Source organism: Streptomyces sp. NPDC103540, from assembly GCF_055584445.1.
This window is the reverse complement of sequence record NZ_JBVJMA010000017.1, coordinates 86983-112369: the sequence shown is the minus strand read 5'-3', so window position 1 is coordinate 112369 and position 25387 is coordinate 86983. Positions and strand designations below refer to the sequence as shown.

At 73.0% G+C, this 25387-nt stretch carries 22 protein-coding genes and 2 pseudogenes; 13 read left to right on the top strand and 11 right to left on the bottom strand.

The window, feature by feature from the left end:
- Nucleotides 1–11 precede the first annotated feature (11 nt).
- The gene (locus ACZ6ZI_RS32835; protein ID WP_469527041.1) at nucleotides 12–1325 is read right to left on the bottom strand and encodes a hypothetical protein; all 1314 of its coding nucleotides are present in this window, start codon (nucleotides 1323–1325) and stop codon (nucleotides 12–14) included.
- Nucleotides 1326–1414: 89 nt separating this feature from the next.
- Nucleotides 1415–2041 carry a hypothetical protein gene (locus tag ACZ6ZI_RS32830; RefSeq protein WP_469527038.1) on the bottom strand — a complete coding sequence of 209 codons (627 nt, stop codon included), beginning with the start codon at nucleotides 2039–2041 and terminating at the stop codon, nucleotides 1415–1417.
- Nucleotides 2042–2161: 120 nt separating this feature from the next.
- On the opposite strand from ACZ6ZI_RS32830, the gene ACZ6ZI_RS32825 reads away from it, so the two are divergent.
- Nucleotides 2162–2761, top strand: coding sequence for a DUF998 domain-containing protein (locus tag ACZ6ZI_RS32825; protein ID WP_469527037.1), 600 nt, complete (start codon nucleotides 2162–2164; stop codon nucleotides 2759–2761).
- 104 nt (nucleotides 2762–2865) lie between these two features.
- On the opposite strand, the gene ACZ6ZI_RS32820 is transcribed toward ACZ6ZI_RS32825, so the two are convergent.
- Entirely contained in the window at nucleotides 2866–3459 is a 594-nt protein-coding gene (locus tag ACZ6ZI_RS32820; RefSeq protein WP_469527035.1) for a TetR/AcrR family transcriptional regulator, read from the bottom strand.
- A 139-nt stretch (nucleotides 3460–3598) separates the two neighbouring features.
- Between ACZ6ZI_RS32820 and ACZ6ZI_RS32815 the strand changes: the two genes are divergently transcribed.
- The 3 genes and pseudogenes from ACZ6ZI_RS32815 to ACZ6ZI_RS32805 all read left to right on the top strand — a co-directional run bounded on the left by ACZ6ZI_RS32815 (nucleotide 3599) and on the right by ACZ6ZI_RS32805 (nucleotide 5404).
- Nucleotides 3599–4390 carry an SDR family NAD(P)-dependent oxidoreductase gene (locus ACZ6ZI_RS32815; protein ID WP_469527034.1) on the top strand — a complete coding sequence of 264 codons (792 nt, stop codon included), beginning with the start codon at nucleotides 3599–3601 and terminating at the stop codon, nucleotides 4388–4390.
- Nucleotides 4391–4435: 45 nt separating this feature from the next.
- Nucleotides 4436–4558, top strand: a pseudogene (locus ACZ6ZI_RS32810) (WCX domain-containing protein); the annotation flags it as partial.
- Nucleotides 4559–4630: 72 nt separating this feature from the next.
- On the top strand, nucleotides 4631–5404 hold the full coding sequence (locus tag ACZ6ZI_RS32805; RefSeq protein WP_469527031.1) for a hypothetical protein: 774 nt from the start codon (nucleotides 4631–4633) through the stop codon (nucleotides 5402–5404).
- A gap of 315 nt (nucleotides 5405–5719) precedes the next feature.
- On the opposite strand, the gene ACZ6ZI_RS32800 is transcribed toward ACZ6ZI_RS32805, so the two are convergent.
- The gene (locus ACZ6ZI_RS32800) at nucleotides 5720–6919 is read right to left on the bottom strand and encodes a S8 family peptidase (protein WP_363058371.1); all 1200 of its coding nucleotides are present in this window, start codon (nucleotides 6917–6919) and stop codon (nucleotides 5720–5722) included.
- Between the two features lie 346 nt (nucleotides 6920–7265).
- Between ACZ6ZI_RS32800 and ACZ6ZI_RS32795 the strand changes: the two genes are divergently transcribed.
- Both ACZ6ZI_RS32795 and ACZ6ZI_RS32790 read left to right on the top strand, forming a co-directional pair.
- The gene (locus tag ACZ6ZI_RS32795; protein WP_469527030.1) at nucleotides 7266–7943 is read left to right on the top strand and encodes an NAD(P)H-binding protein; all 678 of its coding nucleotides are present in this window, start codon (nucleotides 7266–7268) and stop codon (nucleotides 7941–7943) included.
- A gap of 223 nt (nucleotides 7944–8166) precedes the next feature.
- Entirely contained in the window at nucleotides 8167–9165 is a 999-nt protein-coding gene (locus ACZ6ZI_RS32790; protein WP_469527029.1) for an endonuclease/exonuclease/phosphatase family protein, read from the top strand.
- 87 nt (nucleotides 9166–9252) lie between these two features.
- On the opposite strand, the gene ACZ6ZI_RS32785 is transcribed toward ACZ6ZI_RS32790, so the two are convergent.
- On the bottom strand, nucleotides 9253–9825 hold the full coding sequence (locus ACZ6ZI_RS32785) for a hypothetical protein (protein WP_469527028.1): 573 nt from the start codon (nucleotides 9823–9825) through the stop codon (nucleotides 9253–9255).
- 434 nt (nucleotides 9826–10259) lie between these two features.
- On the opposite strand from ACZ6ZI_RS32785, the gene ACZ6ZI_RS32780 reads away from it, so the two are divergent.
- Together ACZ6ZI_RS32780 and ACZ6ZI_RS32775 are read left to right on the top strand one after the other, a co-directional pair.
- Entirely contained in the window at nucleotides 10260–11036 is a 777-nt protein-coding gene (locus tag ACZ6ZI_RS32780; protein ID WP_469527027.1) for a nucleotidyltransferase domain-containing protein, read from the top strand.
- Nucleotide 11037: 1 nt separating this feature from the next.
- Nucleotides 11038–11236 (top strand): annotated as a pseudogene (locus tag ACZ6ZI_RS32775) (kinase); the annotation flags it as partial.
- Between the two features lie 229 nt (nucleotides 11237–11465).
- Here ACZ6ZI_RS32775 and ACZ6ZI_RS32770 read toward each other — a convergent pair.
- Entirely contained in the window at nucleotides 11466–12113 is a 648-nt protein-coding gene (locus ACZ6ZI_RS32770) for a hypothetical protein (protein ID WP_469527025.1), read from the bottom strand.
- 188 nt (nucleotides 12114–12301) lie between these two features.
- Between ACZ6ZI_RS32770 and ACZ6ZI_RS32765 the strand changes: the two genes are divergently transcribed.
- From ACZ6ZI_RS32765 to ACZ6ZI_RS32750, 4 genes are all read left to right on the top strand, one after another.
- Entirely contained in the window at nucleotides 12302–12952 is a 651-nt protein-coding gene (locus tag ACZ6ZI_RS32765; RefSeq protein WP_469527022.1) for a TetR/AcrR family transcriptional regulator, read from the top strand.
- The gene (locus ACZ6ZI_RS32760; protein WP_469527020.1) at nucleotides 12942–13613 is read left to right on the top strand and encodes a hypothetical protein; all 672 of its coding nucleotides are present in this window, start codon (nucleotides 12942–12944) and stop codon (nucleotides 13611–13613) included. Before ACZ6ZI_RS32765 ends, ACZ6ZI_RS32760 begins: the two co-directional genes overlap by 11 nt.
- On the top strand, nucleotides 13606–14229 hold the full coding sequence (locus ACZ6ZI_RS32755; protein ID WP_469527019.1) for a GNAT family N-acetyltransferase: 624 nt from the start codon (nucleotides 13606–13608) through the stop codon (nucleotides 14227–14229). Before ACZ6ZI_RS32760 ends, ACZ6ZI_RS32755 begins: the two co-directional genes overlap by 8 nt.
- A 279-nt stretch (nucleotides 14230–14508) precedes the next feature.
- A complete protein-coding gene (locus ACZ6ZI_RS32750; RefSeq protein WP_363058387.1) occupies nucleotides 14509–15174 on the top strand; it encodes a deoxynucleoside kinase in 666 nt (221 codons plus the stop codon).
- A gap of 75 nt (nucleotides 15175–15249) precedes the next feature.
- On the opposite strand, the gene ACZ6ZI_RS32745 is transcribed toward ACZ6ZI_RS32750, so the two are convergent.
- From ACZ6ZI_RS32745 to ACZ6ZI_RS32735, 3 genes are all read right to left on the bottom strand, one after another.
- Nucleotides 15250–16302: a hypothetical protein gene (locus ACZ6ZI_RS32745; RefSeq protein WP_469527015.1), complete on the bottom strand. Its 1053-nt coding sequence runs from the start codon at nucleotides 16300–16302 to the stop codon at nucleotides 15250–15252.
- Between the two features lie 118 nt (nucleotides 16303–16420).
- Nucleotides 16421–18067 carry a trypsin-like serine protease gene (locus ACZ6ZI_RS32740; RefSeq protein ID WP_469527013.1) on the bottom strand — a complete coding sequence of 549 codons (1647 nt, stop codon included), beginning with the start codon at nucleotides 18065–18067 and terminating at the stop codon, nucleotides 16421–16423.
- A gap of 119 nt (nucleotides 18068–18186) precedes the next feature.
- A complete protein-coding gene (locus ACZ6ZI_RS32735) occupies nucleotides 18187–18714 on the bottom strand; it encodes a hypothetical protein (protein ID WP_469527011.1) in 528 nt (175 codons plus the stop codon).
- 623 nt (nucleotides 18715–19337) lie between these two features.
- Between ACZ6ZI_RS32735 and ACZ6ZI_RS32730 the strand changes: the two genes are divergently transcribed.
- Nucleotides 19338–22700, top strand: coding sequence for an ALF repeat-containing protein (locus ACZ6ZI_RS32730; RefSeq protein WP_469527009.1), 3363 nt, complete (start codon nucleotides 19338–19340; stop codon nucleotides 22698–22700).
- A 76-nt stretch (nucleotides 22701–22776) separates the two neighbouring features.
- Here ACZ6ZI_RS32730 and ACZ6ZI_RS32725 read toward each other — a convergent pair whose 3' ends face one another.
- Together ACZ6ZI_RS32725 and ACZ6ZI_RS32720 are read right to left on the bottom strand one after the other, a co-directional pair.
- A complete protein-coding gene (locus ACZ6ZI_RS32725) occupies nucleotides 22777–23748 on the bottom strand; it encodes an endonuclease/exonuclease/phosphatase family protein (protein ID WP_469527007.1) in 972 nt (323 codons plus the stop codon).
- Between the two features lie 386 nt (nucleotides 23749–24134).
- Entirely contained in the window at nucleotides 24135–25385 is a 1251-nt protein-coding gene (locus ACZ6ZI_RS32720) for an MAB_1171c family putative transporter (protein ID WP_469527005.1), read from the bottom strand.
- Nucleotides 25386–25387: the final 2 nt, after the last annotated feature.

Below are 25387 nucleotides of genomic sequence, written 5' to 3'. Positions count from 1 at the left end.
GACCGGACACCTCAGATGCGATGGACCGGGGCGGAGGTCTGCGTCCAGTGCCAGTTGACGGGCGTCCACCGCTTCTTCAGGACGGTACGCCGCCCCGCGTAGGCGCGGAGCGCCTCCCGCACGGCGGTCGCGAGCCCGGTGAGGTCCTCGGGGGCCGGTATCCGGAGGATCAGGTGCTGCTTGGTGTGGACCAGCAACAGATCGCCGTAGGGGGCGCAGGCTGCGAGGGTGAAGTGGGTCAGCGGCTTGAAGGCCTTGTCGCCGGTGTCCAGCCTGGCGCGCAGCACCCCGGCCCGGTTCCAGGCGTAGAGGCCGTGGCGGTTGAGGTGGAAGGCGTGGCCGCGGTGCGCGTCGGCGGCGAGGGCGAAGCAGTGGCCGGTGAAGGGCGAGTCCCGCCACGGGTGCATGCCCTGGAGCCGTCCGGTCATCCTGCCCCGGTCGTCGACGAGGGCGAAGACGAACGGTTGGCTCCGGCTGCCGCCGCGGAAGGTCTCGGCGTAGAAGGGCACGACGAACAGGTCGTCGGCCAGCGGGACCGGCCGACCCAGATGCGAACGCTCCCAGTTCGACAGGGGGTCCTCGTCGGCCACCAGCTCGGTCAGCGCGGGCCGGGGCCGGTTCGCCCGCCCGATGGGCGCGCCCCCGTACACGGCGTGCTCCCGCACGTCGACGTCGCCCTGGTGCGCGGGCTCCGGGTCGAGCGAGGCGATGGCCCTGATCGTCGGCTTCGAGGTGGCGGTCAGGGGGCCGTCGGCCACGCCGACGAGGTTGGTGAGGACGTTGCCGTACCTCCACACGCCGTACTCGGCGACGGTGCACAGCAGTCGGCCCGAGGGGGTGACGGCGAGGGAGGAGGCGAAGGCGTCGCCCGGGAGCAACTCCCGGTAGGGCCGGCGGTCCTTGGCGTCGTAGGCGGCGAGGACGCGGCTCAGGTCGGGGGCGACCAGGGTGGTGTTGTCGGGGCCGGTGCTCACCGCGAGGACGCCGTCCGGCAGGACGCACAGGCTCATGTCGCCGCCGTCGATCACCGCCGAGGGCTCGCCGGAGCCGTCCGAACGGAACACGGCGCTCGCCATGATCTCGCCGTCGGGGGCGTAGCGGGTGATGACGCGGTACCCGAAGCTCGCCTTCGCCGGATCCTGTTCGTCGTCGCCCACCCCGTGGGCGTGGCGGTACGTGGCGTACAGCGCGTACACCTCGCCGTTCCGGGCGCCGGTGACGTCCTGGGCCTGGACGCCCCAGCCGAGGGAGTAGGGCGCGCCGAGGTCCATGCGGTGGTGGTCCACCAGGGTGCCCGGCAGGGCCAGCGGATAGGTTCGTATCATGCCCCTCATCCTGGGTCATGGCACGGACACCCGATCCCCGTGGGCCCGAGCGGTGGCCCGGTGACCTGTCGGTCTGTTGACCTGTCGGCCTAGCGGACGTCGACGACGGAGCCCACGCCCAGCAGCAGCGCGGCGCCCAACGCCACGAGCGCCCACGTCCTCAGACCGCCCGAGTCGAGCGAACGGGCGGGCTGCGGCGCGACCTTGCCCCGCGGGTCGTGGACGACGGCGAGGTCGTCGCCCACGGCACCGAGCCTGGAGTTCCTGCCGTTCAGTGCGGACGGTCCGCCGGGCGGGCAGTCGAGCCGGTGGTCGTAGTACGTGTTCGTCGTGGTGGTCGTGTGCCCCTGTGCGTCGGTGGACGTGCTCGTCTCCACCCGGCGGTCGACACCCCGCACGACGCACACCACCTCCACCCCCCGGTCCTCCAGTACGGCGTGCTCCACGTGACCGGAGACCAGGAAGACCCCGGCGAGGGTGGCGAGCCCCGCCAGATGGGAGGCGAACGCGTCGTTGCCCAGCCCGAAGAGGAACACCACCACCCCGAGCCCGGCGGCCACCAGGATGCCGGTGAGGGCCCAGCCGGAGGAGAGCGTGCCGAGGGCCCGTCCCCGGGCACAGGCATAGGACAGCCCGCCCGCCACCGCGGGCAACGCCACGGCCCCGAGCAGGGCCGTCACGCTCCGCACCCGGATCCCGCCACCCCGCCCCGCCATGACTCCAGGGAACCGCTCGGGCGGCGTCGCGTAAAGGGGGCGTGGGGGGCGCGTACGGGGACGCGTCCGTTCCCCCGCCCCCTGCCCCGGCCATGGCGCCGGCACCTGCCGGAGGCCGCGGTGTGGACCGCCGTGGCCCTGGCGGCCGGTGCGGCCCTGTGGGCCCCGTCCGACACCGATCCCGACCTCAGTCCGCTCTCCCTCACCATCAGCGACTTCGCCGCGCTCGATCGCGGCGGGCCCGTCGATGCCTCGATGGCCCTGCTGGGGGTGGTCTCCCTGGTGCTGCTCGGGGCGGCGCGGCGGCGGCTCGACGCCGCGCGGGGGTTGCCGTCCGTCCTGTTGGCGCTGTGGGGCCTGGGGCTCCTGGTGGCCGCCGCCGTGCCCACGGATCCCCTCGTCACGGACCTCGGCGGACCGGCGTACGTGCATCGGTACGCGTCCGTCCTCGCCTTCCTCGCGCTGCCGGCCGCCGGGCTGCTCCTGGCCCGACGGCTCGGCGTCGACCCGGGCGCGGTGGGGACGGCGCGGCTGCTGCGCGGCCTGTCGTGGGCCGCGCTGATCGGGGCGGCGGTCATGGCGTACCTCGCGGGACCGGGGCACCGGGAGCTGATCGGCCTGGTCGAACGCCTGCTGCTCGGCTGCGAGGTGGTGCTCCTGAGCGTGCTCGCCCGCCCCGTGGTCCGCGCCGGCGCCGGCCGCGGACCCGGTGCGGGGTGACTCCGGCCTCCGCGCCCCTGGCCCCCGCGCCCCCTGACCCCCTCGCCCCCTGACCCCCTCGCCCCCTGACCCCCTCGCTCCCTCGCCCCCTCGCTCCCGGGTGCCTACGTGACCTGCCGTGCCCGCGGCGTGGCCGCCGCGGGCGTGAGCCGCGTGAGGACGAGCAGGGCCTCGACGAGCTCCTCGGCGGGCGCTCCGGTCGCCAGCCGGCGCAACTGCCGGCCGAAGACCAGGTCCACCGCGACGCCGGCCAGTCGTTCGGCGTCCGGTACCCCGAGTCGCGTCAGGATGCGGCCCGCCAACAGGTCGTAGGCCGCGAAGCCTTCGGCCGCGGCGGCCCGCAGGCGTTCGTCCCGGCCGGCCTCCACGTACAGCTCGAAGGGGGCGATGTGCCGGCTGTCGAAGACGTTGCCGCCCGCCACCCCCGCGACCGCCTCGGCGGCCTGCCCGATGTCGAAGTCCTCGTCGGAGCAGGCGTCGGCGAGCGCGGTGAAGTGGCGGGTCTCCTCGGCCACGAAGTGGAGCAGGCTCTCGCGCAGCAACGCGTGCTGGGTGGCGAAGTGGTAGGTGACGGAGCCGAGCGAGACGCCGGCCTCCTTGGCGATCCGCCGGTTCGTGACGGCGGCGATGCCGTCCTGACCGATGATCCGCAGGACGGCGTCGATGATGTTCCGGCGGGTTTCGGATGCGGGTGCCATGGCCGCATTCTGCCCCATCGCGGCGGTGAACCTCGGTTGTGGGTGCGGAAGTTGACTGGTCGGTGCTGTGGACAGCCGGCGCGGCCGTCCCTACTGTTCGTTCGAACGAACAGTAGGCGGCCGCCGTACGGGAGTCATCATGGAGATATCCGGATCGCACGTTCTGCTCACCGGGGCCACCGGGGGCATCGGCGCCGCCCTGGCGGCGCGACTGGCGGGGGAACGGGCCCGGCTGACGCTGACGGGCCGCCGCGAGGAGCTCCTCAAGGCCGCGGCGGACACGTACGGCGCCCGGACCGTGGTCGCCGACCTCGCCGTCCGGGGCGATGTCGTCCGGCTCGCGGAGGCCTGCGCCGACACGGACCTCCTCGTCGCGAACGCGGCCCTGCCCGCCAGCGGCGACCTGCTGGACTACACCGGGGAACAGCTCGACCGGGCCCTCGACGTCAACCTGCGCGCGCCCCTGCTCCTCACGCGGCTGCTCGCGGAGCGCATGGTGGACCGCGGTCGCGGGCACATCGTGCTGGTGGGTTCGATCTCCGGCAAGGCGGCGACGAGGTCGACGTCCCTCTACAACGCCACGAAGTTCGGGCTGCGCGGTTTCGCCCTCGCCCTGCGCCAGGAGCTGCGCGGGACGGGGGTGGGGCTCTCGCTCGTCCAGCCCGGGTTCGTCCGGGACGCCGGGATGTTCGCCGACACCGGCGCCGCCCCGCCGAACGGCATGCGGACGGTGACCCCCCGCCAGGTCGCCGACGGCGTCGTACGGGCCGTCCGCCGCGACCTGTGCGAGGTGAACGTGGCCCCGCTGGAGCTCCGGCTGCTCAGCGCCGTCGCCGGCCAGTTCCCGGCGTTCGCGGAACGGGTCCAGGCCCGGGCGAACGTGGGCGGCCCGGTACGGCAGATCGTCGAGGCGCAGCGCTCGCGCCGCTGACCCGACACCCGGGACCCGCGCGGCGGCGGTACGCGCCATCCGGCACTCGGCACGGACGCCGAGGCCCTGGCCCCGCGCTCCCTTCGCACCGCGCTGCGCGAGCGCGCCGCCGCGATGGCCGCCCGCTACGCGGATCCGCCCCGCGACGGGGCCGATCCGGCCGTGTGACGGTAGGGTCCGGAACGGACGGCGACGGAGCGCGGAACGCGGGCCGGGCTCGCGGCAGGGGACGGGGACGGCATGGGGAGCGGGCACGAGCCGTACGGGGCACCCTTCGACCCTCCGTCCGGGCCGCCGCCGGCGCTGCGCACGCGCGCGTTGACCCGTGAGGTCGCGCGGGCACGGCGGCTGCTGACCGAGGGCCGGTGGCGCCCCACCCCCGAGGACGCGAACGCGGCGGCGGCCGTCATGGCCCGCCTCACCGCCCCGCTCCCGAACCGGCACGGGGCGCACGCCCGGACGGTGGCCACGGACCGGGACCGCCGGCTCCAACGCCTCCTGCGCACCACCGTGCGCCACCTCGACGCGGGCGCCGTCAGCCCGCCCGCGACCGCCCTCCTGGCCGCCGTGGCCCGCGCCTTCCTGCCGTGGCACGCCGCCCCGAACCCGCCGGCCGCGGCGGCGGCCCCGCGGTACGGGGACCCGGCCGTGCCGCCGACGGCCGCGGGCGAGGCGCTCCTCCCCGATCTGATCGCCGTGTTCACCCTGTTCTCCCCGTACGCCCTGTCGGCCTCGGTCCGTCCTTCGGGTCCACCGCCCGGGACCGCCCCGTACGCTCCCCCGGTCGAGCCCTGGCGGGTCGTCCACGCGGGCCGTTTCCGTCGTTACGGCCGCCCCTCGTCCGGGGTGTGGACGGCCGAGAGCGTGCGCTGCCGGGCCTGCGGGCACCGGGACGGCCCGTGGACGGTGAGCTGCGACTGGCGCCTGATCGCGTTGGGTTGCCCGTGTGGGGCGGTCACCCGGGACCACGGTCTCGCCCTCTCCGAGGTCTGGCTCCTCCTTCCGGACGGGTGAGCGGGTCCCGGCTCCCTACGCCGGGATCGGGTGGTCGTCGTAGCCCTCGGCCCCGTGGACGTGCATCAGGAACTCGGGGCGGAGTTCGTCCAGCGGCGCACCGGTGCGCAGTCGTTCCACCGGGTCGGGGTTGGCGACGAAGCCGCGGCCCAGGGCCCGGCGGGCACCGGGACTACCCCGAGCGGCCCGTCGACCGGGTCATGAGGGTGAGGGCTCCGGCGCGGGGTCCGGGCACGGGGCCGGCCCGTCCCGCGACGCGCTCCCCCGGTGTGGGGTCGCGTCGCGGGACGGGCCGGCCGTGGGGTTGTCCACCCGTTACGGGATGACCTTCAGCAGCTTGTTCGCCGTGCCCGCGGAGGGGTTGGTCACGGCCCCCGCCGTGGCCGCGGCCGTCAGCGCCGCCGCGGTCTGGGCCGGGGTCGAGGACGGGTGCCCGCCCAGGTAGACGGCCGCGGCGCCCGCGACGTGCGGGGTGGCCATGGACGTACCGGAGATGGTCTTGGTGCCGCCGTCGCTGTCGTTCCAGGCCGAGGTGATGTCGGAGCCGGGCGCGTACAGGTCCACCACGGAACCGAAGTTGGAGAACGAGGACTGGCCGTCGTCGATCGTGCTGGACGCGACCGTGATCGCCTCGGGGACGCGGGCGGGCGAGCCCTGCCCGGCGTCGCTCGACTCGTTGCCGGCCGCGACGGCGAAGGTGACGCCGGAGGCGATCGACCGGCGGACGGCCTCGTCGAGGGCCTCGTCCGCGCCGCCGCCGAGGCTCATGTTGGCCACGGAGGGACCCGAGTGGTTCTCGGTGACCCAGTCGATGCCGGCGACCACCTGGTCGGTGCTGCCCGAGCCGTTGTCGTCGAGGACCCGCACCGCGACGAGCTTCGCCTTCTTGGCCACGCCGTGGGCGGTGCCCGCGACGGTGCCGGCGACGTGCGTGCCGTGGCCGTTGCCGTCGTCGGCGCTGTCGTCGTTGTCCACGGCGTCGAAGCCGTGGGTGGCCCGCCCGCCGAAGTCCTCGTGGGTCACGCGTATGCCGGTGTCGATGACGTACGCCGTCACCCCCTCACCGGCTCCGTCCGGGTACGCGTACTTCTTGTCCCCCTCCTTCGCGGTCTGGTCGATCCGGTCCAGCCCCCAGGACGGCGGATTGGGCTGGGTGGCCTTGATGGTGAACTTCTTGTTCTGCACGACCTTGCCGACGGCCGGGTCGGCCGCGAGCCGCTTGGCCTCGGTCTCGCTCAGGCCCGTGGCCGAGAAGCCGTTGACCCGGGAGCCGTAGGTGCGTTGCAGTTCGCCACCGTACTTGTCGGCGAGCTTCTTCTTGTCGGCGGATCCGTCGAGGATGACGACGTAACTGCCCTCGATCGCGCCGGGTGCGCCCAGTCCGTAGACGGTGCCCTCGGCCGGTGTGGCCGCTCCCGCGAAGGGGGTGGCGAACAGGGCCACGGCCGCCGTGGTGGCGACTCCGGTGGCGATGGCCGCGTACCGGAAACCGCGCGAACGCTTGTGAGTTGACATGCGGAGGGATCTCCTCGTGGTGACGTGTGGGGCGTCGAACCTTCTGGAGAACCCTGTTCCGATTGACAGGAGCAAATCAAGCTCGACCCCGCCCTCCGGAGATATTCAACAAGGTTTCTGAAACAGTCCCCCGCATTGCCTTCACTCTGCACACATCTCCTCCCGAACTTCCGTACGAACGGTCCACGTCGAGCCCGAGCGCGCGAGGGAGTGACATCGAGGTCGGCCGACCCGGCGGCGGTCACGGGCTCCGTCGGTGGCGGCAGTAGTGTTCGAGGGGCGCGGCGCGCCGGCTGTGAAGCGGCGGCGACGGGGCCGCGCACCCCTTCGTGGAAAGGAAGTACCCGTGACGCGCAGCGCGCTTCTGGTGGGCGCCACCGGCCTGGTGGGCGGGCAGTTGCTCGCCCGGTTGCTCCGCAACCCGCTCTACGACCGGGTGACGGTCCTGGCCCGTCGTCCGCTCTCCGTGTCACACCCCGGGCTCGACGCCCGCGTCGTCGACTTCGACGCGCTCGGGCCGGACGACGTCCCCGCGGTGGACGACGTGTACGGGGCGCTCGGCTCGACCATCCGCAAGGCCGGCTCGCAGGAGACGTTCCGCCGGATCGACCAGCACTACACCGTCGAGGTCGCCCGGCTCGCGCGCGCGGCGGGCGCCCGGCGGCTCGCGGTCGTCTCCTCCCAGGGTGCGAACCCCGCGTCCCGCGCCTTCTACCTGCGGGTCAAGGGGGACATGGAGGAGCAGGTCGCCGCCCTCGGCTACCCGCGGGTGGAGATCTTCCGACCGTCCTTCATCCTCGGGCCGCGCGAGGAGCGCCGGGCCGGCGAGAAGGTGGGCATGGTCGCGGCCTCGCTGTTGGCCCCGGCCATGCTCGGCCCGGTGCGGCCGTACCGGCCGGTCCACGCGGGCCGACTGGCCTCCGCGATGATCACCGCGCTGACCATCCGCCCCGAGGGCGAGGGCACGGGCACCGCGATCTCCACCTACGACGACTTCGTACGGCTGACCGTCCCCGGCGAGTGAACACGCGCGGCGGGTGAACGGGCGCGGCGGGTGAACGGGCGTGGCGGGTGAGCGGGCCGCGGCCGGTGAGCGGGCCGCGGCCCTGATCCACCCGGTGGAAGGAGAACCGTTTCCCGGCCCCCCTCAGGGGTGACCGCAGGCGCGGCGGCGCCTGCGGTCGGGGTCGGGCGGGGCGAGGATCGCCGCGTTGGGTATCCCGGCCATCGCGTCCCTGGGGGCGACTGTGACTCAGATCCGGATTGCCACGTTCAACCTCGAGAACTTCGACGAGACCCCTCCCGGCGCCCGGCCCTCGCTGGCCGAGCGCATCACCCTGATGAAGCCGCAGATCGAGCGGCTGCGCGCGGACATCGCCTGCTTCCAGGAGGTCCACGGGCAAGAGCGTCCCGGCCAACAGCGGGCGCTGCTCGCGCTGAAGGAGCTGCTGGCGGGCACCAACCTCCACGGCGCCTCCCTGACCAGCACCAAACCCGCCGGCGACGCGGTCTTCGACGTCCGCAACATCGTCATCGCCACCCATCTGACGGTGCTGACGCACCAGCAGCTGAAGAACGACCTGGTCATCGAGCCCCGCTACCAGCGGCTCACCGCCACGCCCCCCGACCTCTCCCCGGTCCCGATCGGCATCGAGCGACCCGTCCTCCACGCGCAGATCGACATCGGCCCCGCGGTGCCGGGAGGGGTGCTGCACGTCATCGCCGTGCACCTGAAGTCCAAGCTCCCCAGCGACATCCCCGGCCAGATCACCGACCCGATCCGCGGGATCTGGCGGAGCGCCGACGGCTGGGCCGAGGGCAGCTTCCTGTCGTCGATGAAACGGATGAGCCAGGCCCTGGAGGTGCGGCGGCTCGTGGACCGGATCCTCGACGCCGACCCCGACGCCCGGATCGTCGTCGCCGGCGACTTCAACGCGGAGCCCGGAGAGGTCCCGGTCGAGGCGATCTGCGGCAACGTCGAGGAGAACAACAACCGTGACCTCGCGACCCGCGTACTGGTGCCGATCGAGCACACCATCCCGAAGGAGGCCCGCTACACCTTCATCCACCACGGGCGCGGGACGATGATCGACCACATGCTCGTCACGCGCAACCTCCTCGCCCACTACCGCGGCTCGGAGATCCACAACGAGATCCTGCACGACGACTCCATCGCCTTCGCCACGGACGACAAGTACCCGGAGTCCGACCACGCGCCCGTCGTCGCGACGTTCGACTTCGGCTGACGGGACGGGAGGTCGGGGGGTCGGTCCGGGCGCTTCGGATCCGGACCGGTCCCCTCCCCGCCACGCACGCGGCCCGGGGGCCTCCGCCTAGAGGAAGTTGTTCGGCCAGATCATGGTGCGCCACATGTGGGCCACGGGCGAGCCGTCGAAGCCCAAGCCCTCGGCGGGCTGGCGGAAGTGACGTCCCACCACGTCCTCGAACTCCTCGAACTCGACTTCCGCGTCGGGGTCGAAGGTGTACACGTCGTTGAGGGTGACCATGCGGGCGGACATGTACCAGCGGTGTCGACGGGCTTCGAGGTAGGCGGCCCGGGTGTGGGCGGGCGGGCGGTACTCCGCCCCGAAGAAGTCCTCGTACGCCTGCGGGTAGCCGTAGCCCACGGTCTCGTCGGGGAAGTAGCGCAGAACCTCGTGCTGCCGGATGGCCCAGGCCACCTCCTCGTCGACGTACGGGCCCACGAGCTGCGCTCCCCAGTGGCCGTGATGGCTGCGCAGCAGCCCGGCCACGGAGATGTCGTGCAGCAGGCAGGCCAGCACCACCTTCTCGCCCATCCCCTGGGCGCGGGCCCTGCCCGCGCTCTGCAGCATGTGCCGCGTCGTGAAGGGGTCGAGGGCGAGGCGCAGTCGGAAGAAGTCGGCGAGGGTGGGGCGTTCGGGCATCGGAGGAAGCGTGTGGTTGTCACCCATCATGAAGACCTGACCCGGTCCGCGCGTGGACAGCCACCGGTCGCCGGGCAGGTGATCGTCAGTGCCGAGGGTCGCGGCTGCCGGCGGACAGATGACGCGGACGTGGTTGTGCTGGCCGTGGGACACACGTCGCCTTTCTGATCGGATGCCTCCGGTTCGGGCACCAGGGCTCCGATCCCACCAGGGAGATCAACACCGGCCGCGCCGCGTTCACCCGGACGGCGGAGCGTGCGGGGGAAAAACACCCGGCTCAGTGAGCCGGCGCTCGGTACCGGTGCGCCGGCGCGGGGCTCGCGGCTCCGGCGCGGGCCGAACCGTCCCTCGCGCCGGGCCGGTTCACCGCCGCCTGCCGTCGCCGCCCGCAATCGCCTGGCGGCGGGGAGCTCGCCCGTGGCAGGCTGATGATCATGGACAGTGACGATGATCCGGCCCGACTCGTCGAGCGGGCGAGACGTTTCGCCGCCGCGCGCTTCCCCGATGCCCTGAGCGTGGTCCTCGCGGGGTCCGTGGTCGCCGGGCGCGCCACGGCCGGCAGCGACCTGGACCTCGCCGTGTTGATCGCGGACGGTGGTGAGACCCGCCGGGAGACGCTCCGTCACGAGGGCCGGCTGGTCGAGCTGTTCGTGCACACGCGGTCCGGCCTCGACCGGCTCTACGCCTCCGACGCGGACTCCCGCCGCGCCGTCATGCAGCACATGTACGCCGACGGGCTGGTTCTCGCCGAGCGGGACGGCGCGGGCACCCGTCTCAAGCGGCGCGCCGAGGAAGCACTCCGCCAGGGCCCTGCCGCCCTGTCCCCCGCCGAGGTCGAGAACCGCCGGTACGCGCTCACCGACGCCCTGGACGACCTCGCCGACGCCGCGGACGTCGTCGAACGCCTCACCGTGGCCGGCGTCGTCCTCGGCATCGCCTCCGACCTCCTCTTCGACCACCACCGGGCCTGGGCGGGCGCCGGCAAGTGGCTGCCCCGCCGCCTGTCGCGGGCCGACCCGGTGCTCGGCGGGGCGCTCCTCGACGGCTACCGGCGCCTGTGCGAGAGCGGGGAACCGAAGCGACTCTCCGACGCCGCCACGGAGATCCTCACTCAGGTGGGCGGCCCCCTCCGCGAGGGCTACGCCCGCACCTTGGACACCGCTCCGTCGATTCCGGGCGGCACGCCGCCGACCCGTCCGCCGCGCCGGTAGCGTGCCCGGGACGAGGGTGGGGGGCGAACGGACGCGGCTCGTGGTCCTCCGGGGCGACTCGGCGTCGGGCACGTCCTCGGTGGCGGCGGGGATCCGCGACCGGTTCGGTCGGGGTGTGGCCCTGGTCGGCCAGGACGGCCGGCGGCGGGGGCGTGCCGAGGGAGCGTGACCTGACCGGCGGCGCCCACGTCGGGCTGCTCGGCGACGGCCGACCGACGGCCCCGGGCGGTGGTCCCACCGGCTCCCGGACGCGAAAAAGGTCCCGCCCCCTTCCGGAGGGAAGGGGGCGGGACCGGTGGAGCGCTGGGCAGGCCTTGCACCTGCATCCCCCCACAGGAAGTGGGGTGCCTTTCCTTGGACCACCAACGCGGGGCCGGCCACCCTCGGGGCGGCGAGCTCAAGATCCATCCTATGTCATGATCCGACCGGTCACGAACCGACGGGGCGTCCGACGACAGGTCCGGCGGTGAGTTCGACGGTGGACACGACCCGGACCACCGCCGGAGCCGCGGGGGCGGACGCGAACCCGAAACGCACCGGAGGCAGGACGGGCGCGAGCGCGCCGAGGTCGACGCCCTCGTAGGAGGCCTCGGCCGCGACGATCGGCCACAGGTCGAGGGCGGCGTACCACTGGCGGCATCCGGGCCGCGAACTGCCGCGCGTCCGTGCGCCGGTCATCAGGCGCGCGGGGGCGTCGGCGAGCGCCGCCCACGAGGGCCGCCGGGCAAGGGTGCGCGGAACGGCGCGCAACGCGAGGCCGAGGGGGCCCCGGCGGCCGACCCGGAAACCCAGGTGGAGCGGCCCCGCCCCGACCTCCCACAGCGGGCCCCGCCGACGCACCGCCACGGGGACGACGCGGACCTCGTCGAAGTGGTAGACGCCCGCGATGTAGCGGGCCGTGGCGGCGGTGGGGGCCAGGAGCAGGCGCCCGCCGTCGGCGCGCTCCAGCATCACGTCGCCGAACGCCCCGAAGGGGGACCCCGGCCAGTGGCCGACGACCACGCGCGTACCGGAGGCGGTGCCGAGGGCCGAGATCCAGCCGTCGAAGACCTGCCGTTCCCTTCTGCGGTCGGGCACGTGGAGCGGCTCCTCACGGGTGGGATCCGACACGGACGAGGGTCGGCGCATCTTACGGCGCCGGCGGGTCGGTCGGGCCCGTCGGCGGGCGGTGTCGGCGGGTCGTGTCGACGGGAAGGGTTGCGCGGCTAGCCACGAACCAGTGGGGTGTACTGGCGGTACACCCCACTGGTGTGTACCGTGAGTACATGAGCCCGTTGCCACGATTCTTCCGCCTTCCGGCCGAGCGACAGCGAGCGATCCTGGACGTCGCGCGCGCCCACTTCGCCGAGCACGGCCCCGAAGCCGCCTCGTACAACAAGATCATCGAAGCCGCCGGCTTCTCGAAGACGGCCGCGTACCAGTACTTCGACGGCCGCGACGACCTCCTCACCGCCGTCCTCGACGACGTCCTCGACCGCCTCCTCGGCCTCCTCGGCCCCTGGACCCCCGCCTCCGACGAGGCCGCGTTCTGGGCCCGACTGGAGGCCGGCGCCGGCGCCCTCGCCGCGCACCTGCACACCCACCCCGACGATCTGGCCCTCGCGGGCGCGGCCGTCGAACGGGGCCGGCCGGGCACCTGGACCGGCTGGTTCACCACCCTGGTCGAGGACGGCCGCAGGCTCGGGTTCATCCGCCGCGACGTCGACCCGGGCCTCCTGGCCGCGGCGACCGCGGCCGTGATGCGGGCCGCCGACGCCTGGGCGCTGGCCGCCCTGCGCGAGGCACCGGGCGCGGAGGACACGGGGGACGCGGGGGAAGCGCCCGCCGCCCCGGCCCCGGACCACGCCCAGGTGTGGAGCCTGCTGCGCGGCCTGTGGAGCCCGCGACCGGACGGGGGAGGCCCGGATGCGCACTGACCTGCGGATCGACTGGGAGATACCGGCCACGCCCCCGGGCCTGGCGGGCCGCCTCGAACGGTTCATGGGGCCCGGCAAGTCCCGCGCCGAGTCGGCCGTGGAACTCGCGGGCGCGGGCGGCTGCGCGCTGCTGCTCGCCGCCGGCGTGTGGTCCACGGGCGCCCACCGCGACTGGTCCGGGATCCAGACGCTGGTCGTCGTCCTCATCGGCCTCGACCTGCTCGGCGGCATCCTCACCAACGCGACCAACGCCGCCAAACGCTGGTACCACCGGCAGGGCGAGGGCGTCCGCCGGGCCCGTCTGACGTTCGTCGGCGCGCACGTGCTGCACCTCGCCGCCATGGGCCTCGTCGTGCTCGGCGGGGACTGGGGCTGGGTGCTGGGCCAGACCGCGGTGCTGGCGGTCGGCGCCGTCACCGTGGAGTACGCACCCGTCCACCTGACGCGCCCGGTCGCCATGGCGGTGTTCACGGCCGCCACCCTGATCGGCCTGTTCTGGCTGACGGTGCCCGCGGCGCTCGCCTGGTTCGCCCCGCTGTTCTTCCTCAAGCTCCTGGTCTGCCACCTGGTGCCCGAGGCCCCACTGACACCCGGGGCCCCGCCGACACCCGAGGTCCCGCCGGCGTACGGGGCTCCCCTGGAGCGGCGCGGCGATGGCTGAGCGGCGTACGGGCCCGATCGGACCCGCGAGCTTCGACGACCACCCCGCGCCGGCGCGCTGCGCCGAGGTCCTGTCCGAGGCCTTCGCCCGGGAGCCCGCCACCGTGTGGATCACCGGCGGCTCGGCGCGGGCCCGCCGGGCGTGGTTCGACGCCACCCTGCGCACACAGGCCGGTCTGCCGGGCGCCCGTCGGCACCTGCTGCTGGACGGCGGGGGTCTGCCCATGGCCGCCGCCGTCCTCACCCCACCCGGCGCCGCGCCCCGCGCGCCGGCCCTGCTCGCCTGGAGCGGTGCCACGTTGACCCATTGCGGGCCGCGGGCCCTGTCCCGGACCCTGCGCTACGTCCGCGCCACCGAACCCGAGGCGCCGCCGGGCGCCTGGACGCTGGAGTTCGTCGGCGTACGGCCCGCCCTGGCCGGTCGCGGCGCCGGAAGACTCCTCCTGGACCACGTCCTCGCCGGCGCCCCCGCGCCCGGCGGCGTCTTCCTCACCACCGCCGACGCCGCGAACGTCGCCCTCTACCGGCGCTTCGGCTTCACCACCCTGCGCACCGTGGCCGTCGGCCCGGTGGAGACCACCGCGATGTGGCGGCCCGCCCCGACCTCCGCGCCCTGACCCGCGCGCGGTGGGACGGTCCGACCGGAGGCGATTCGTCATTTAAGATTCAAGACGGCCTCGGGGCCGTGACTCGTCGCCGTGTGCGGCGACCGCGGAACGGTCAGGCCGGCCGGGCGAGGAGAACGGCCTGGGTCAGGGCCTTGGTCCGACGGGGACCACATGACAGTGGATCATGAAGATCCCGGGGAATCGCGTGACCGCCGGGGGGCGTCTCGGTGGTATGGGGCGCCCAGCCCAGCCGCCCACGAACAGAAGATCCCCAGGGAGAAGTGAGGTATGTCAGTGATCTGCGTCGGAGGCATGATCGGCATCGGCAAGACGACCGTCGCCGAGCTGCTCGCCAAGGAGCTGGGCAGCGAGGTCTTCTACGAGAGCGTGGAAGAGAACCCGATCCTCCCGCTCTTCTACACGGCGAGCCCCGAGGAGATCCAGGCCAAGCGCTACCCCTTCCTGCTCCAGCTCTACTTCCTCCAGACCCGGTTCGCCTCGATCAAGGAGGCGTACAAGGAGGGCGACAACGTCCTCGACCGGTCGATCTACGAAGACTGGTACTTCGCCAAGGTCAACCACGACCTCGGCCGGATCAGCTCCCTCGAAATGCAGGTGTACGAGGGGCTGCTGGGCGAGATGATGCGCGAGATCGACGGCCTGCCGTACCGCAAGGCCCCCGACCTCATGGTCTACCTCAAGGCCGACTTCGACACGGTGCTGCACCGCATCGGGCTGCGGGGTCGTGACTTCGAGCAGGACGAGAGCCTCGTCGAGTACTACCGGACCCTGTGGTCCGGCTACGACGACTGGGTGCACAAGCACTATTCGGCCAGCGAGGTCCTCGTCATCGACATGAACCACACCGACGTGGTCAACAACCCCGAGGACGCCGCCCGCGTGGCGCGGGAGGTCAAGGAGGCCCTGGCGGAGGTCGAGCGCCGCCGCGGCTGAACCCCTCCGGCCGGCCACCACCACGGAAGGTCCCCGCCGTCACGGCGGGGACCTTTCGACGTCCACGGCGGCCGGCTACTGCATCAGCGCCGCGTGGGGATGCTCCGGGTCCGCCGGGCAGACGTAGAGCTGCTTCTTGTGACCGCCGCCGATCTGGACCGCCGTGGGTCGGTGCGCCTCGGGGAAGCCCCTCGTGGTGGGGGTCTCGGCGGCCGCCCGGTCCTCGTAGGGGATCCAGGTGCGGTTGCCGCCGTCCCATTCGAAGCTGTCGATGGTCAGCAGCGGTTCCATCCTGGTCGTGCAGGCGGCGCAGAAGCGGGGATCGGGGTCGGTGTAGCCCCACGGGGCCCAGCCTCCGACCTTCCAGCCGGGGGCGACCGACAGCACGCTCCCGTAGAACGACTCCGGGTAGGGCTCGTAGGAGGCGTCCAGGCCGGGCCCGGCGTCCCGCCATCTGTTCCAGTCCCCCAACCGCAGCCTCAGGTCCACGTCCAGCTCCAGGGAGTCGGGGTACTCGGTGACCTCCTCCGGCGCGAGCAGGCACGGCTCGGGCACGTACTCGGCGCACTCCACGACGGGCGGCTCGGGCGGGCAGGCCAGGACCTCGGTGACCTCCGCCGCGGACCGCCAGAACAGCGCGGCCTTCGGCATGTACGTCACCTCGGGGTGCTCGAAGGGGCACCACAGCACCTGGAGCAGATCGACGCCGGCCCGCCGGGGCGTTCGCAGCGCGGGGACGTCGCGCACGTAGAACTGGGCCAGGGGCAGCAGGGGTACCGGGGCGTCGCTCACCTCGACGTCCCAGTCGATCCCTTCGAGGATCGCCCTCTCCCGCGCCGTGTGGTCGCCGGCGCGGGGGTCGTCGGGGTTCAGCGCCGCGCGCGTCAGGGCGCGCCGACCCACCCGTACCGCGTCCAGCCAGTCGGACCCGCCGTCGTGCGGGGCGTCGCAGTGCGGCCACGGCTCGTCGGCGGGCCACAGCAGCGGCCCGCCGATCGAACTGTCCCGCGGTGACGGCGCTCCGGGGCGGGGGTGCAGGCGGGTGGCCGTGCGCGCCAGCGGGGCCAGTTCGGGAAAGACCGCGGTGACGTCGACCGGCCGCGGCGGGGTGGTACGGGTGTGGTTCATGGCGGCGGTGCCTTCCGTGTGGCGGTGGGCGGCGTCGGTTCCGAGCCGGGACGGGACCCGCCCGCCGACTCCTGAAGGGGGTGGAGTCGACGGGCGGGAGCGGGGGGACGGCCGTACGTCAGAGCGTGGCGGCCAGGGCGACGGAGCCGAGCGGGGTGGCGGGGATGGCCGCCATCGTGGGCACGGTGACGGGGGTCGTGAAGATGGCCCCGGCGGTGTTGCGGACGGTGTTCACCACGCGGTTGTCGGTGGTGGTGAAGGCGATCTCGAGGTCGTGGTCGACGCCGGCGGCGCCCACCGACTTCACGGTGATGTTGCCGAGGTGGGAGGTCAGCTCCTTGAAGGGCGCCCAGGTGCCGTTGTCGTGGCGACCCGCGTGGTACTGGCGGGTGCCGTTGTCGGTGGCGATCACGATGTGGGCGGTGCCGCCCAGACCGCCCAGGGCGACGGAGCTGATCGGACCGGTGGCGCCGGCGGCCTGGGCGACGTCGCCCCAGGCGCTCCAGTGACCGGTGGTGTTGCGGATGGTGTGGTAGGCCTTGCCGCCGCTGACGGCGACGACCTGCAACCGACCGCCGGTGTTGGCCGTGGCGATCGAGGTCACGCCGTCGAGGGGGCTGCTCACGGAGGCGACGTCGCCGAAGGGGGCCCAGGTTCCGTCGGCGCGGCGCACGGTGTGGAAGACCTTGCCGTTGGAGACGGCCAGCAGCTGCATCTCGCTGCCGGTGGAGACGGCTGACAGCTGGGTGACGTTGGGGAGCGCGCCGGCCACCTCGCCGACGTCGCCGAACCGCGTCCAGGTGCCGTCCGGCTTGCGGATGGTGTGGTGGATGCGACCGCTTTCGCCGAGGGCCACCACGTGGGTCTCGCCGTTGATCCCGGCGACGGTGGAGGTGCGGATGGGGCCGATGTCGCCGGCCTTGAACCGGACGTCCGTGAAGCGGGTCCACGATCCGTCGGCCAGCTTGATGCCCTGGTAGACGGAGTTGCCCGCCTGGACGACGGCCTCGGTCTTCCAGCCCTCGGTGGCCGAGCGGACCTCCGCGGCCCATGCCCGCAGGTCGTCGGCGCGCGCGGAGATGGCCCCGGTGCGGGTCTCGGTGGCCGGAGTCGCGAAACAACCACCCTGCCAAGAGCGGCTGTTGATGCCGACGACGCGTCCGTCGCCGTTGAACAGCGGGCCACCGGTGTCACCCTTGCAGATGGCGTCGGTGCCCTTGCCCGTGAGGGTGATGGTGCCCGCGTCGACCGCGTTGGCGATGAAGGTGCCCGTGTGGAGCCTGTCGGGGACCCAGTCGGCCTTGGTCCGGCCGTAACCGGCCGCGGTCAGCTCGGCGTCGACCGCGGGGGCGTCCTGGGCGATCCTGGCCCACGGGAGGCCGGTGGCGGCGCCGGACAGGCGACCCAGGGTCAGGTCGCGGTCGGAGCGGGTCACGAGCTCGACGACGTCGAGGGTCCGCCCGTCGGCGAGGGTCACCACGGACTTCAGCGCCGGCTTGCCGCTCGGGACGGCCGTACCGGGGGTGCCCGCGAAGCAACTGGCGGCGGTGATGATCCAGTTGTCGTCGAGCAGGGCCCCGGTGCAGCCGCGGGAGTTGGTCTCGTCGCCGACGACCAGCTTCACGATGGCCTTGTTCGTGAACTTGTCGGGGGCCTCGGGGCCGGTGAGCGCGAGGGCCGGTGAGGCCGAGACCAGGCCTGCGACGACCGCGGTGGCGGAGAGCAGGCCGACGATCCGCGCCGGGCGCGAACGGGGTGCGTGCATGGTTCTTCCTTCGGTGACGTGAAAGGTTCGTGGGGAGCGATCGACGGCCTGCCTGACCCGCGTCCGGCGGCCGTGCCCGTCGGTGGCTCCGGCCGATCCCGGCCGGGAGCCGAGGCGGGCTACTTCGCGGTGCGGATCTCCATGAGCATGAAGTCCCGACCGTGCTCACCGGCGGTCTCACCGACGGAGGTCCAGGAGTTCTTCTTGACCTCCCACGTCTTCTCCTCCGTGCCGAACTGCATGTCGACCTTGGCGGAGTACTCGTTGCCCTTGACGAGGTAGACGGCCGGGATCTCCAGGGCCAGGTAGCCGCTGGTACCGGTCACCCGGAAGCAGATCCGCTCCTCCGGACGGTCCGTCGACTGCGAACGCGTCCAGATCTCCATGAGGTTGGTCCCGCTCGCGCAGTCGGCGAGGAGGATGTGGCCGTCACCCCGCTTGAGGGTGATCTGCCGCTCGGCGAGGATCTTGTCGGCGTTCGGGTAGCCGAAGTCCTCGATGGCGTAGCCCGGTCCCTCCTCGGCGACGCCCTTCATCGCCACCGCGTCCGCGGCCGCCCCGCCCGTGCCGGTGACCGCCAGCCACGCCAGCGATCCGGCCACCGTCGCCGCGGCCGCCGTGCGAACGAGCTTGTTGCGCGCCTTCATCCCTACCCCAGTCCTCAGTTCGGGCGACTGCCCGGAAGATGTCATTCGAATGCGAAAGGTCATGTCCAGCCGACAGGAGATGCGTCAACGACGGACCGCCTCTCCCCGGGGCCCTGACTTCCTCCGGATCCTAACCCCACATCCGGATCCGAAATCAAGCCCACAAAAAGCGAGATGAGGGAAAGTCGGTACCCCCTCACCGCAATTTCACGGCACCCGGATCAACCCCTGTCGGGCGCCCCGCACGGGTGCCGCTGGATCCTCACGGACCTCCGCGCTCACGCGGCACCCTCCGACACGACCCTGTGACGAGAGACCCAGATCACATCGACGCGAGCGAACAGCCCGTTGGATATGCCCACTTCGCGTCCGGTATGACCGACTCGAACAAGGGCCGGTGTCGACAATCGAGGGCGTCGACCCACCGGGTATCAACGATCGTTGATGAGTCATCATCTACCGTCTAGCCAAAAGCGCTTGTTCCGCGTAAGGTCACACTGCGCGCCTCTCGGACCTCGCCATGCGCTGCGCGGTCCGGCAATTGAAACGCGACTCACACCTTGCCGCCCTGGCCCCGCCCCATTCATTTGCGGTGCGCCATGCGCCGATAGCAAAGGACCGTTTTGGACACCATTTATTGGAGTAGGCGGCGCATTCTCGGCGCCATCGCGGCCACCACGGCCGTGGTCACCACCTCCAGCCTCGTTCTCAACCCGACGGCCGCCTGGGCCGACACGCCTCCCGCCGACGCCGATCCGTTCTTCCTGCCGGACACCGACCGCGCGAAGGTCGTCAAGGCATGGGTGCTGGGCGGTACGGCCGTTCGTGCCGCCGCCGCCGTCGCGCTGGCCGGCTCCGACGCCGATGTGCGGGACTTCCTCACCGTCAAGCTCGCGTCGGAGACCGCGGTGGACGACCGCGCCGCGCTCCTCGGCAGCCTCCCGACGGTCGGCAGGGGAACCCGCAAAGCCGTCACCGCGGCCCTCAGCGGACCCGACTCGGACGTCTCCGCCTTCCTCCAGGGCGGCTTCGAGGCCGCCAATCTGGAGGACCTGCGGGTGGCCGCGGCCACGGTGATGCACAGCGGTGGCAGGGCCATGAACAGGGCGGCCAACGCCGCCATCAACGACGGTTCGAAGGCCGCGCTGGAGAAGTTCCTGACCACGGGCCGGTTCGCGGCACGGCTGGAGGACATGCGCGTCGAGGCGGCCAAGTTGCTGTCCCTGGCCGGCCCCGAGGTCCAGAAGTACGCCGACAGGGCCATCTCCGGAACGGAGTTCGACCTCGATTGGTTCCTGAACACGGGCCAGCACATCGCGCGTGCCCGGGATCAGGAGCGCTCCCGGATCGAGGAGCTCGTCGCCGTCGCCACGCGCGAGGGCCAGACGGCCGAGGCGAAGACGAAGGAGGCCGAGGAGGCCTGTGCCCGGGCCGTGGAAGCCGCGGCCAAGGCCAAGGAGGCCGCCGAGACCGCCGAGGCCGAGGCCCGAGCGGCGGAGAACGACGTCGTGAAGGCCGCCCGCGCCGCCCGGAAGGCCGCCGAGGCCTCGAAGGGCGCGTCCGACGCGGCCCGCATGGCCACCAACGCCGCCAACGCCGCGATTCTGGCCTCCCGTCGCGCCTCCAACGCCGCCATGGCGGCGAGCCAGGCAGCGGCCGCAGCGGGCCGGGACGCCACCCGGGCGTTCAACGCGGCCGAGGCCGCGTCCCGGGACGAGAAGCTGTCCGGCAGGGCGAAGGACGCCGCCGCCATCTGCCGCGCCAGCGCCGCATTCGCGTTCGCCACGGCGGACATGGCCGACATCGCCGCCAACGCCGCACAGGCCTGCGCCGACGTCGGTTGGAAGGCCGCCTCGTCGGCACGCCAGGCCGCCGCCACCGCGGAGTCCGCCATGCGATCGGCGAACCAGTGGGCCGGTGTTTCCGAGGCCGAGGCCGCGGAAGCCGTTCGGCAGGCGCGGATCGCCCAGACGAACGCCCAGATCGCGACGAACGCCGCCGGAACCGCCCAGGTCCTCGCGAGCAACGCGGCGGCCGCGGCCCGCAACGCCCGCGACGCCGCGCGCAGCGCCGCCGCCCATGCCCTGAAGGCCGCCGAGGCTGCCGAATGGGCCGTCACGTACGCCGGCCAGGCACTCGACCACGCCAACAAGGCGACCGAGTTCGCCAACGAGGCCACCAAGGCGGCCGACGCGGCCACGGCGGCGGTCGCCGAGGCGATCAAGGTCGAGAAGGCCGCGCGCGAGGCCGAGCAGCAGCGTCTCGACCACGAGACGGCCCGCGCGGTCGCGGAGATGCGTCTGCTCTCCGAGGTCGAGAACCTGGAGAAGTCACACCGCGCGGCCAAGCGCGACCAGGCCGAGAAGACGTCACAGGCGACGAAGGACCTCATCACGCAGGCCGAGACGGCGTTGCGCGCGGGCAACGGGGCCGCGGCCGCCGCGGCGGGACGCAAGGCGGCCGTCGCCGTGATGGACTCCTACGGCATCTGGTCCCGGCAGGCCGCCCAGTTCGCCCTCGCGGGCACGGACGCCGACGTCCACGTGTGGATCGACACCGACCGACTGCTCGCGGAGCGGCAGGACGACCGGGAGACCGCCGTTCACCTCGCCCGCGTGTCACCCTCCGCCGTCGGGTTCGCCGCGACGGAGGCCTTGCGCAGCGGTGACGCCGGTGCCGTGTCGACGTTCCTGCGGACCGGCGCCATCCGCGCGGCGGCCGCGCCCAACCGCGTCACGATCGCCCGCGTCCTCGGGGACAACCCCGGCCGTGCGGTGACCGCGGCGGCCAACGCGGCGCTGAACTCCGGTACCCCCGAGGCGATGCACGAGTTCCTCTTCGTCACGCTCCAGAAGGCACAGCGTGAGGACGACGCGGTGAGCACCGCCACCCTCCTGCACGACGCCGGGCCCTACACCAAGGCCCACGCCCAGGCGGTGCTCGAAGGTCCGTCGTGGGTGCGGAGGAAGTTCATCGCGTCCGTCCAATACCAGACCGCTCAGCTCGACCACGACTTCGCGACCCACGTCGCCGCCATGCAGGGTGCCATCGCGGCCGCCGCGAAGATCGCCGACAAGGCGCAGGAGGACGCCGCGCGCGCCCAGGAAGCGGCCGCCACCGCCCGCAAGGCGAGCACGGAAGCGGGGATCTGGGCGGGCAAGGCGGTGGCGGCCTCCCTGCGGGCCGACACGTCCGCCAAGCAGGCGGACGCCTACGCGGACCAGGCGGAGGAGTCCGCCCGCAAGGCCCGGGCGTCGGCCGATCAAGCGAAGAAGGCGGCCGCCACCGCCCGCGTCGCCGCCCGGTCGGCGAACTTCTCAGCCAACAACGCGCTGAACTCCGCCCGCAGTGCGCGCGCGTCCGCCGACGCCGCCAAGAAGTCGGCCACCGCGGCGCGCGCCTCCGCGATCCAGGCCGGCAGGAACGCGGCGGACGCGGCCGGTTCCGCCGGCGAGGCCCGTCTGGAGGCGAAGCTCAAGCGGGAGGCCGAGAACCGGAGCGCGGCGGAGAGCGCCGCGAACGAGATGTTGGCCGCCGAGAACTCCAAGACGAGCACGATCGACAAGCCCGAGAACGATAAGGTCCTCGGCGTCTCGAAGACGACGTGGCAGGGGTGGTCCGACTGGACCCACGAGCAGGCCTTCTACTGGGGAGTGGGAGCCTTCGAGGCCGGCGTCCTCAGTGTCGCCGTCATACCCACTCCCGCCGCGCCGGCCGCGCCCGTCATGGCGATCCTGGCGGGCGGCATGAGCGCCACGACCGTCGTCCTCGACGTCACGAGCGCGGCCACCGCGGGCATGGGGTACGGATTCGGGAGCGAGAGGTTCCGGACCTCCGCCTCGGTCGCGGTACTGAGCGTCGCGACCTACGGAGCCGCGGGAACGTTCGCCAAGATCCCCGGAGTCTCGCACGCCGTGGGTGAGCTCACCAAGGCGGCTTCCGACGGGTGGGGTGCGATCGTCAACCGCATCACCGGGGCCCACTGAGGCACTGGGTCTCGGCCCGTCCGAACGGTCCCGGGGGACGGCTGTCCCGCCGTCCCCCGGGGCGTCCGCCCCGGTGTCAGTGGAGGCCGACGCTCTCGACGAGGACCCGGTGGTCCGAGGCGGGGGTGTCGGTCACCGTGCACCAGCGCGGGCCCTCGCTGCTGAAGAGGTAGTCGAGCTTCGCGGGGGTCGGGTTGTACGTCGGTCGTCCGACGCGTGCCGTGCCGCTCTGGTCGCACTCCCGGTAGCCGGGAGTGCCCGGTCCGGTGGAGTAGAGGTTCTCGGGCCAGGCGGCCTTCCCGCCCGTCGGGTCCTCCGGGGGACGGGAGTTGAAGTCCCCGCCGAACACCACGCGGGGGAAGGTCCGTACGACGTCCCTGATCTGCGCGTACTGCTCGTCGCGCAGGTCCTGCGTGGGGTCGTGGGGGTTGGCGCCGACGCGTGTCGCGTGCACGCTGCACAGGCGGACGTCGCGCAGGGTGGCGGTGGCGCACTGGAAGGGGGTCTGCTGGCCCTGCTCCGGCTGGACGACCGGGTACTTCCGGGCGTCCGTCAGCGCGCCCCTGGCGACGATGGCCGTGCCGACGCGGTCGGCGCGGCCGCCGTCGTCCTCCCCGCAGCGGCTCTTCCACGTACGGCGTTCACCGCCCACGAACTGGGCCCACTCGTACTGCTCGAAGCTCTTGCTCCAGCCCGGTCCCAGCCGGGTCATCAGCAGCGCGAGGTCGTCCTCGCAGACCTCTTGGAGCAGTACGGCCTCGACGCGGTTGCGCGCGACCTGGTCGGTGACCACCTTCACCTTCATCTCGGGGGTGACCGCGAGGTCGCACTTGTACGTCGCCCGGCGGGGGCCGCACATGTTCCACGACATGACCTGCAGGGTGTCGGGGAAGTCCTCGACGGCGTAGGGCATGGCGTCGTCCGTGCCGGCTGCGGTGACCGCGGCCGGCTGGGCCGCGAGGGCCGTCGCCCCCGCTCCGGCGAGTCCGAGGCCCGCTGCCAGGGCGATCAGGGTCCGGCGCGCGCGGGTGTGGCGTTTGCGTGTCATGGGCTTCCTTCGAAAAGCTCGATGCGGCCCGCCCACCCTAGTTCAATCACCGTTGACGGAGAATCAACAATGGTTGATTACCGGGCCGCGAGCGGATAGCGTCGGCCTGACCGGAACGCGGAACCACCCGTGCCGGCATTCCGGAAGGTGCAGGACGTTACCGCCGGGACGTTCTTCCCGACGGGAACCGGAATCGGCGGGGGCTCCACGGGGGTGGGCCCCCGCCGCTCCCGGAGCGGCCGGGGACGTCGTCCCTCCCTCGCCGAAGACACCGAAGACACCGAAGGCACCGAAGGGCGGCCGTTCGCATGGCAGGCGCGTCGCACAGGCAGGACGGATCGATCGGGCCGATCACGACGCATCCGTCGCGCGCTTCCTCGGGCAGGTCAGGCCCGTGCGCGCTCCCGCTCTCCCGTCCACCGCCACGGGCCCCGGCCGCGTGCGACCGCCAGGGCCCGGGAGATCGACACGAGGAGGTCGCGGTCCCCCGCCTCCGCAGCGCGGACGGCCGCCGTCGCGAGGACGCCTTCCCGCGCGTTCGGCGGTACCTGGCGGGTGCGGGCGTCGACCGCCGCCGTGAACATGGCCGCGAGGCCCGCCGCCACCGCCTCGCACTCCCCCGCCCCGCGCGCCAGGCCCTCCCGGTGGGCGCGCTCACGTAGGGAGTCCGAGCAGTGGACGCCCAGTTCGAGCATCCAGTCGTGGATGGTGGTGAGCCGGTAGAGCAGCACCTGCTCGGGTCCCGCGTACCACGAGGGCGGCAGGAACATCCTGCCTCCGCGGGTCGGGCCGGAGCGGCGGACCAGGTTCCACAGCGGGCGCAGGGCGGCCAGGGAGCGCAGCGGCTGCCAGACCCGGTCGATCAGCCCGGGTCCGTACGCCGGCACGAGGAGGCCGACACCGATCATCATCCCGCTGGCCGAGATGAACTGCGGCAGGCCCTCGTTCAGCGCGTCCCAGTTCCTGCCGGTCCAACGGGCGACGATCGAGGTCAGCTTGAACAGGCCGAAGATGACGTTTCCCATCGCCCCGAGCACCAGCACGAGCAGGCCGACGCGCAGGGACTTGTCGGCCGCCGTCCGCGGACCGGGGGTGGCGGCTGCCTTCCTCCCGATGTCGAGCATCCAGTTCCAGCACAGCGCTGTCGTCGCGGCGCCGGCGGCGACGTAGGCGAGCAGGTAGAGCACGAGCAGTTCGCCCACGAACGGAGTGGTCGCGTAGTAGGTGTCGAAGTCCCACGGCCGCTCCACAGGGGTGTCGCCCAGGACGAAGAGTCCCACCAGGGCGACGATCACCGTGGCGCAGCCGACCTTCCAGCGCCGTACGCGCCGGCGCGTGCGGGCCGATTCGGTCGCGTCCGCCCGCCAGAGGTCCAAGAGCACCAGGGAAGCGCAGGAATACGCCGTCATGAGGCAGTGGACGAGGAGGGCGGAGAGGTTGCTGACGCCCGTGATGCGGTTGACCGCGGCGACGGTGGGCGGGGCCGAGAGGAGGAACGCGGCACAGGGCAGGGCCAGCAGGGCGTTCACCGCCCTGACCGTCGGATTGCGCCACCCCCTCAGGAGGGCCGGCAGCTTCACGAACAGGGCCAGGCCCAGCACGGCGGCGGGAACGTAGTAGTTGACGCCGTCTCGCATCG

What these genes read in the sequence shown, in the direction of transcription:
- ACZ6ZI_RS32815 (WP_469527034.1), top strand. Translation starts at nt 3,599, where the DNA reads ATGGAGATATCCGGATCGCACGTTCTGCTCACCGGGGCCACCGGGGGC.
- ACZ6ZI_RS32755 (WP_469527019.1), top strand. Translation starts at nt 13,606, where the DNA reads ATGGCTGAGCGGCGTACGGGCCCGATCGGACCCGCGAGCTTCGACGAC.
- ACZ6ZI_RS32805 (WP_469527031.1), top strand. Translation starts at nt 4,631, where the DNA reads ATGGGGAGCGGGCACGAGCCGTACGGGGCACCCTTCGACCCTCCGTCC.
- ACZ6ZI_RS32725 (WP_469527007.1), bottom strand. Translation starts at nt 23,748, where the DNA reads ATGACACGCAAACGCCACACCCGCGCGCGCCGGACCCTGATCGCCCTG.
- ACZ6ZI_RS32740 (WP_469527013.1), bottom strand. Translation starts at nt 18,067, where the DNA reads ATGCACGCACCCCGTTCGCGCCCGGCGCGGATCGTCGGCCTGCTCTCC.
- ACZ6ZI_RS32750 (WP_363058387.1), top strand. Translation starts at nt 14,509, where the DNA reads ATGTCAGTGATCTGCGTCGGAGGCATGATCGGCATCGGCAAGACGACC.
- ACZ6ZI_RS32745 (WP_469527015.1), bottom strand. Translation starts at nt 16,302, where the DNA reads ATGAACCACACCCGTACCACCCCGCCGCGGCCGGTCGACGTCACCGCG.
- ACZ6ZI_RS32735 (WP_469527011.1), bottom strand. Translation starts at nt 18,714, where the DNA reads ATGAAGGCGCGCAACAAGCTCGTTCGCACGGCGGCCGCGGCGACGGTG.
- ACZ6ZI_RS32785 (WP_469527028.1), bottom strand. Translation starts at nt 9,825, where the DNA reads ATGCCCGAACGCCCCACCCTCGCCGACTTCTTCCGACTGCGCCTCGCC.
- ACZ6ZI_RS32830 (WP_469527038.1), bottom strand. Translation starts at nt 2,041, where the DNA reads ATGGCGGGGCGGGGTGGCGGGATCCGGGTGCGGAGCGTGACGGCCCTG.
- ACZ6ZI_RS32765 (WP_469527022.1), top strand. Translation starts at nt 12,302, where the DNA reads ATGAGCCCGTTGCCACGATTCTTCCGCCTTCCGGCCGAGCGACAGCGA.
- ACZ6ZI_RS32760 (WP_469527020.1), top strand. Translation starts at nt 12,942, where the DNA reads ATGCGCACTGACCTGCGGATCGACTGGGAGATACCGGCCACGCCCCCG.
- ACZ6ZI_RS32780 (WP_469527027.1), top strand. Translation starts at nt 10,260, where the DNA reads ATGGACAGTGACGATGATCCGGCCCGACTCGTCGAGCGGGCGAGACGT.
- ACZ6ZI_RS32820 (WP_469527035.1), bottom strand. Translation starts at nt 3,459, where the DNA reads ATGGCACCCGCATCCGAAACCCGCCGGAACATCATCGACGCCGTCCTG.
- ACZ6ZI_RS32800 (WP_363058371.1), bottom strand. Translation starts at nt 6,919, where the DNA reads ATGTCAACTCACAAGCGTTCGCGCGGTTTCCGGTACGCGGCCATCGCC.
- ACZ6ZI_RS32835 (WP_469527041.1), bottom strand. Translation starts at nt 1,325, where the DNA reads ATGATACGAACCTATCCGCTGGCCCTGCCGGGCACCCTGGTGGACCAC.
- ACZ6ZI_RS32720 (WP_469527005.1), bottom strand. Translation starts at nt 25,385, where the DNA reads ATGCGAGACGGCGTCAACTACTACGTTCCCGCCGCCGTGCTGGGCCTG.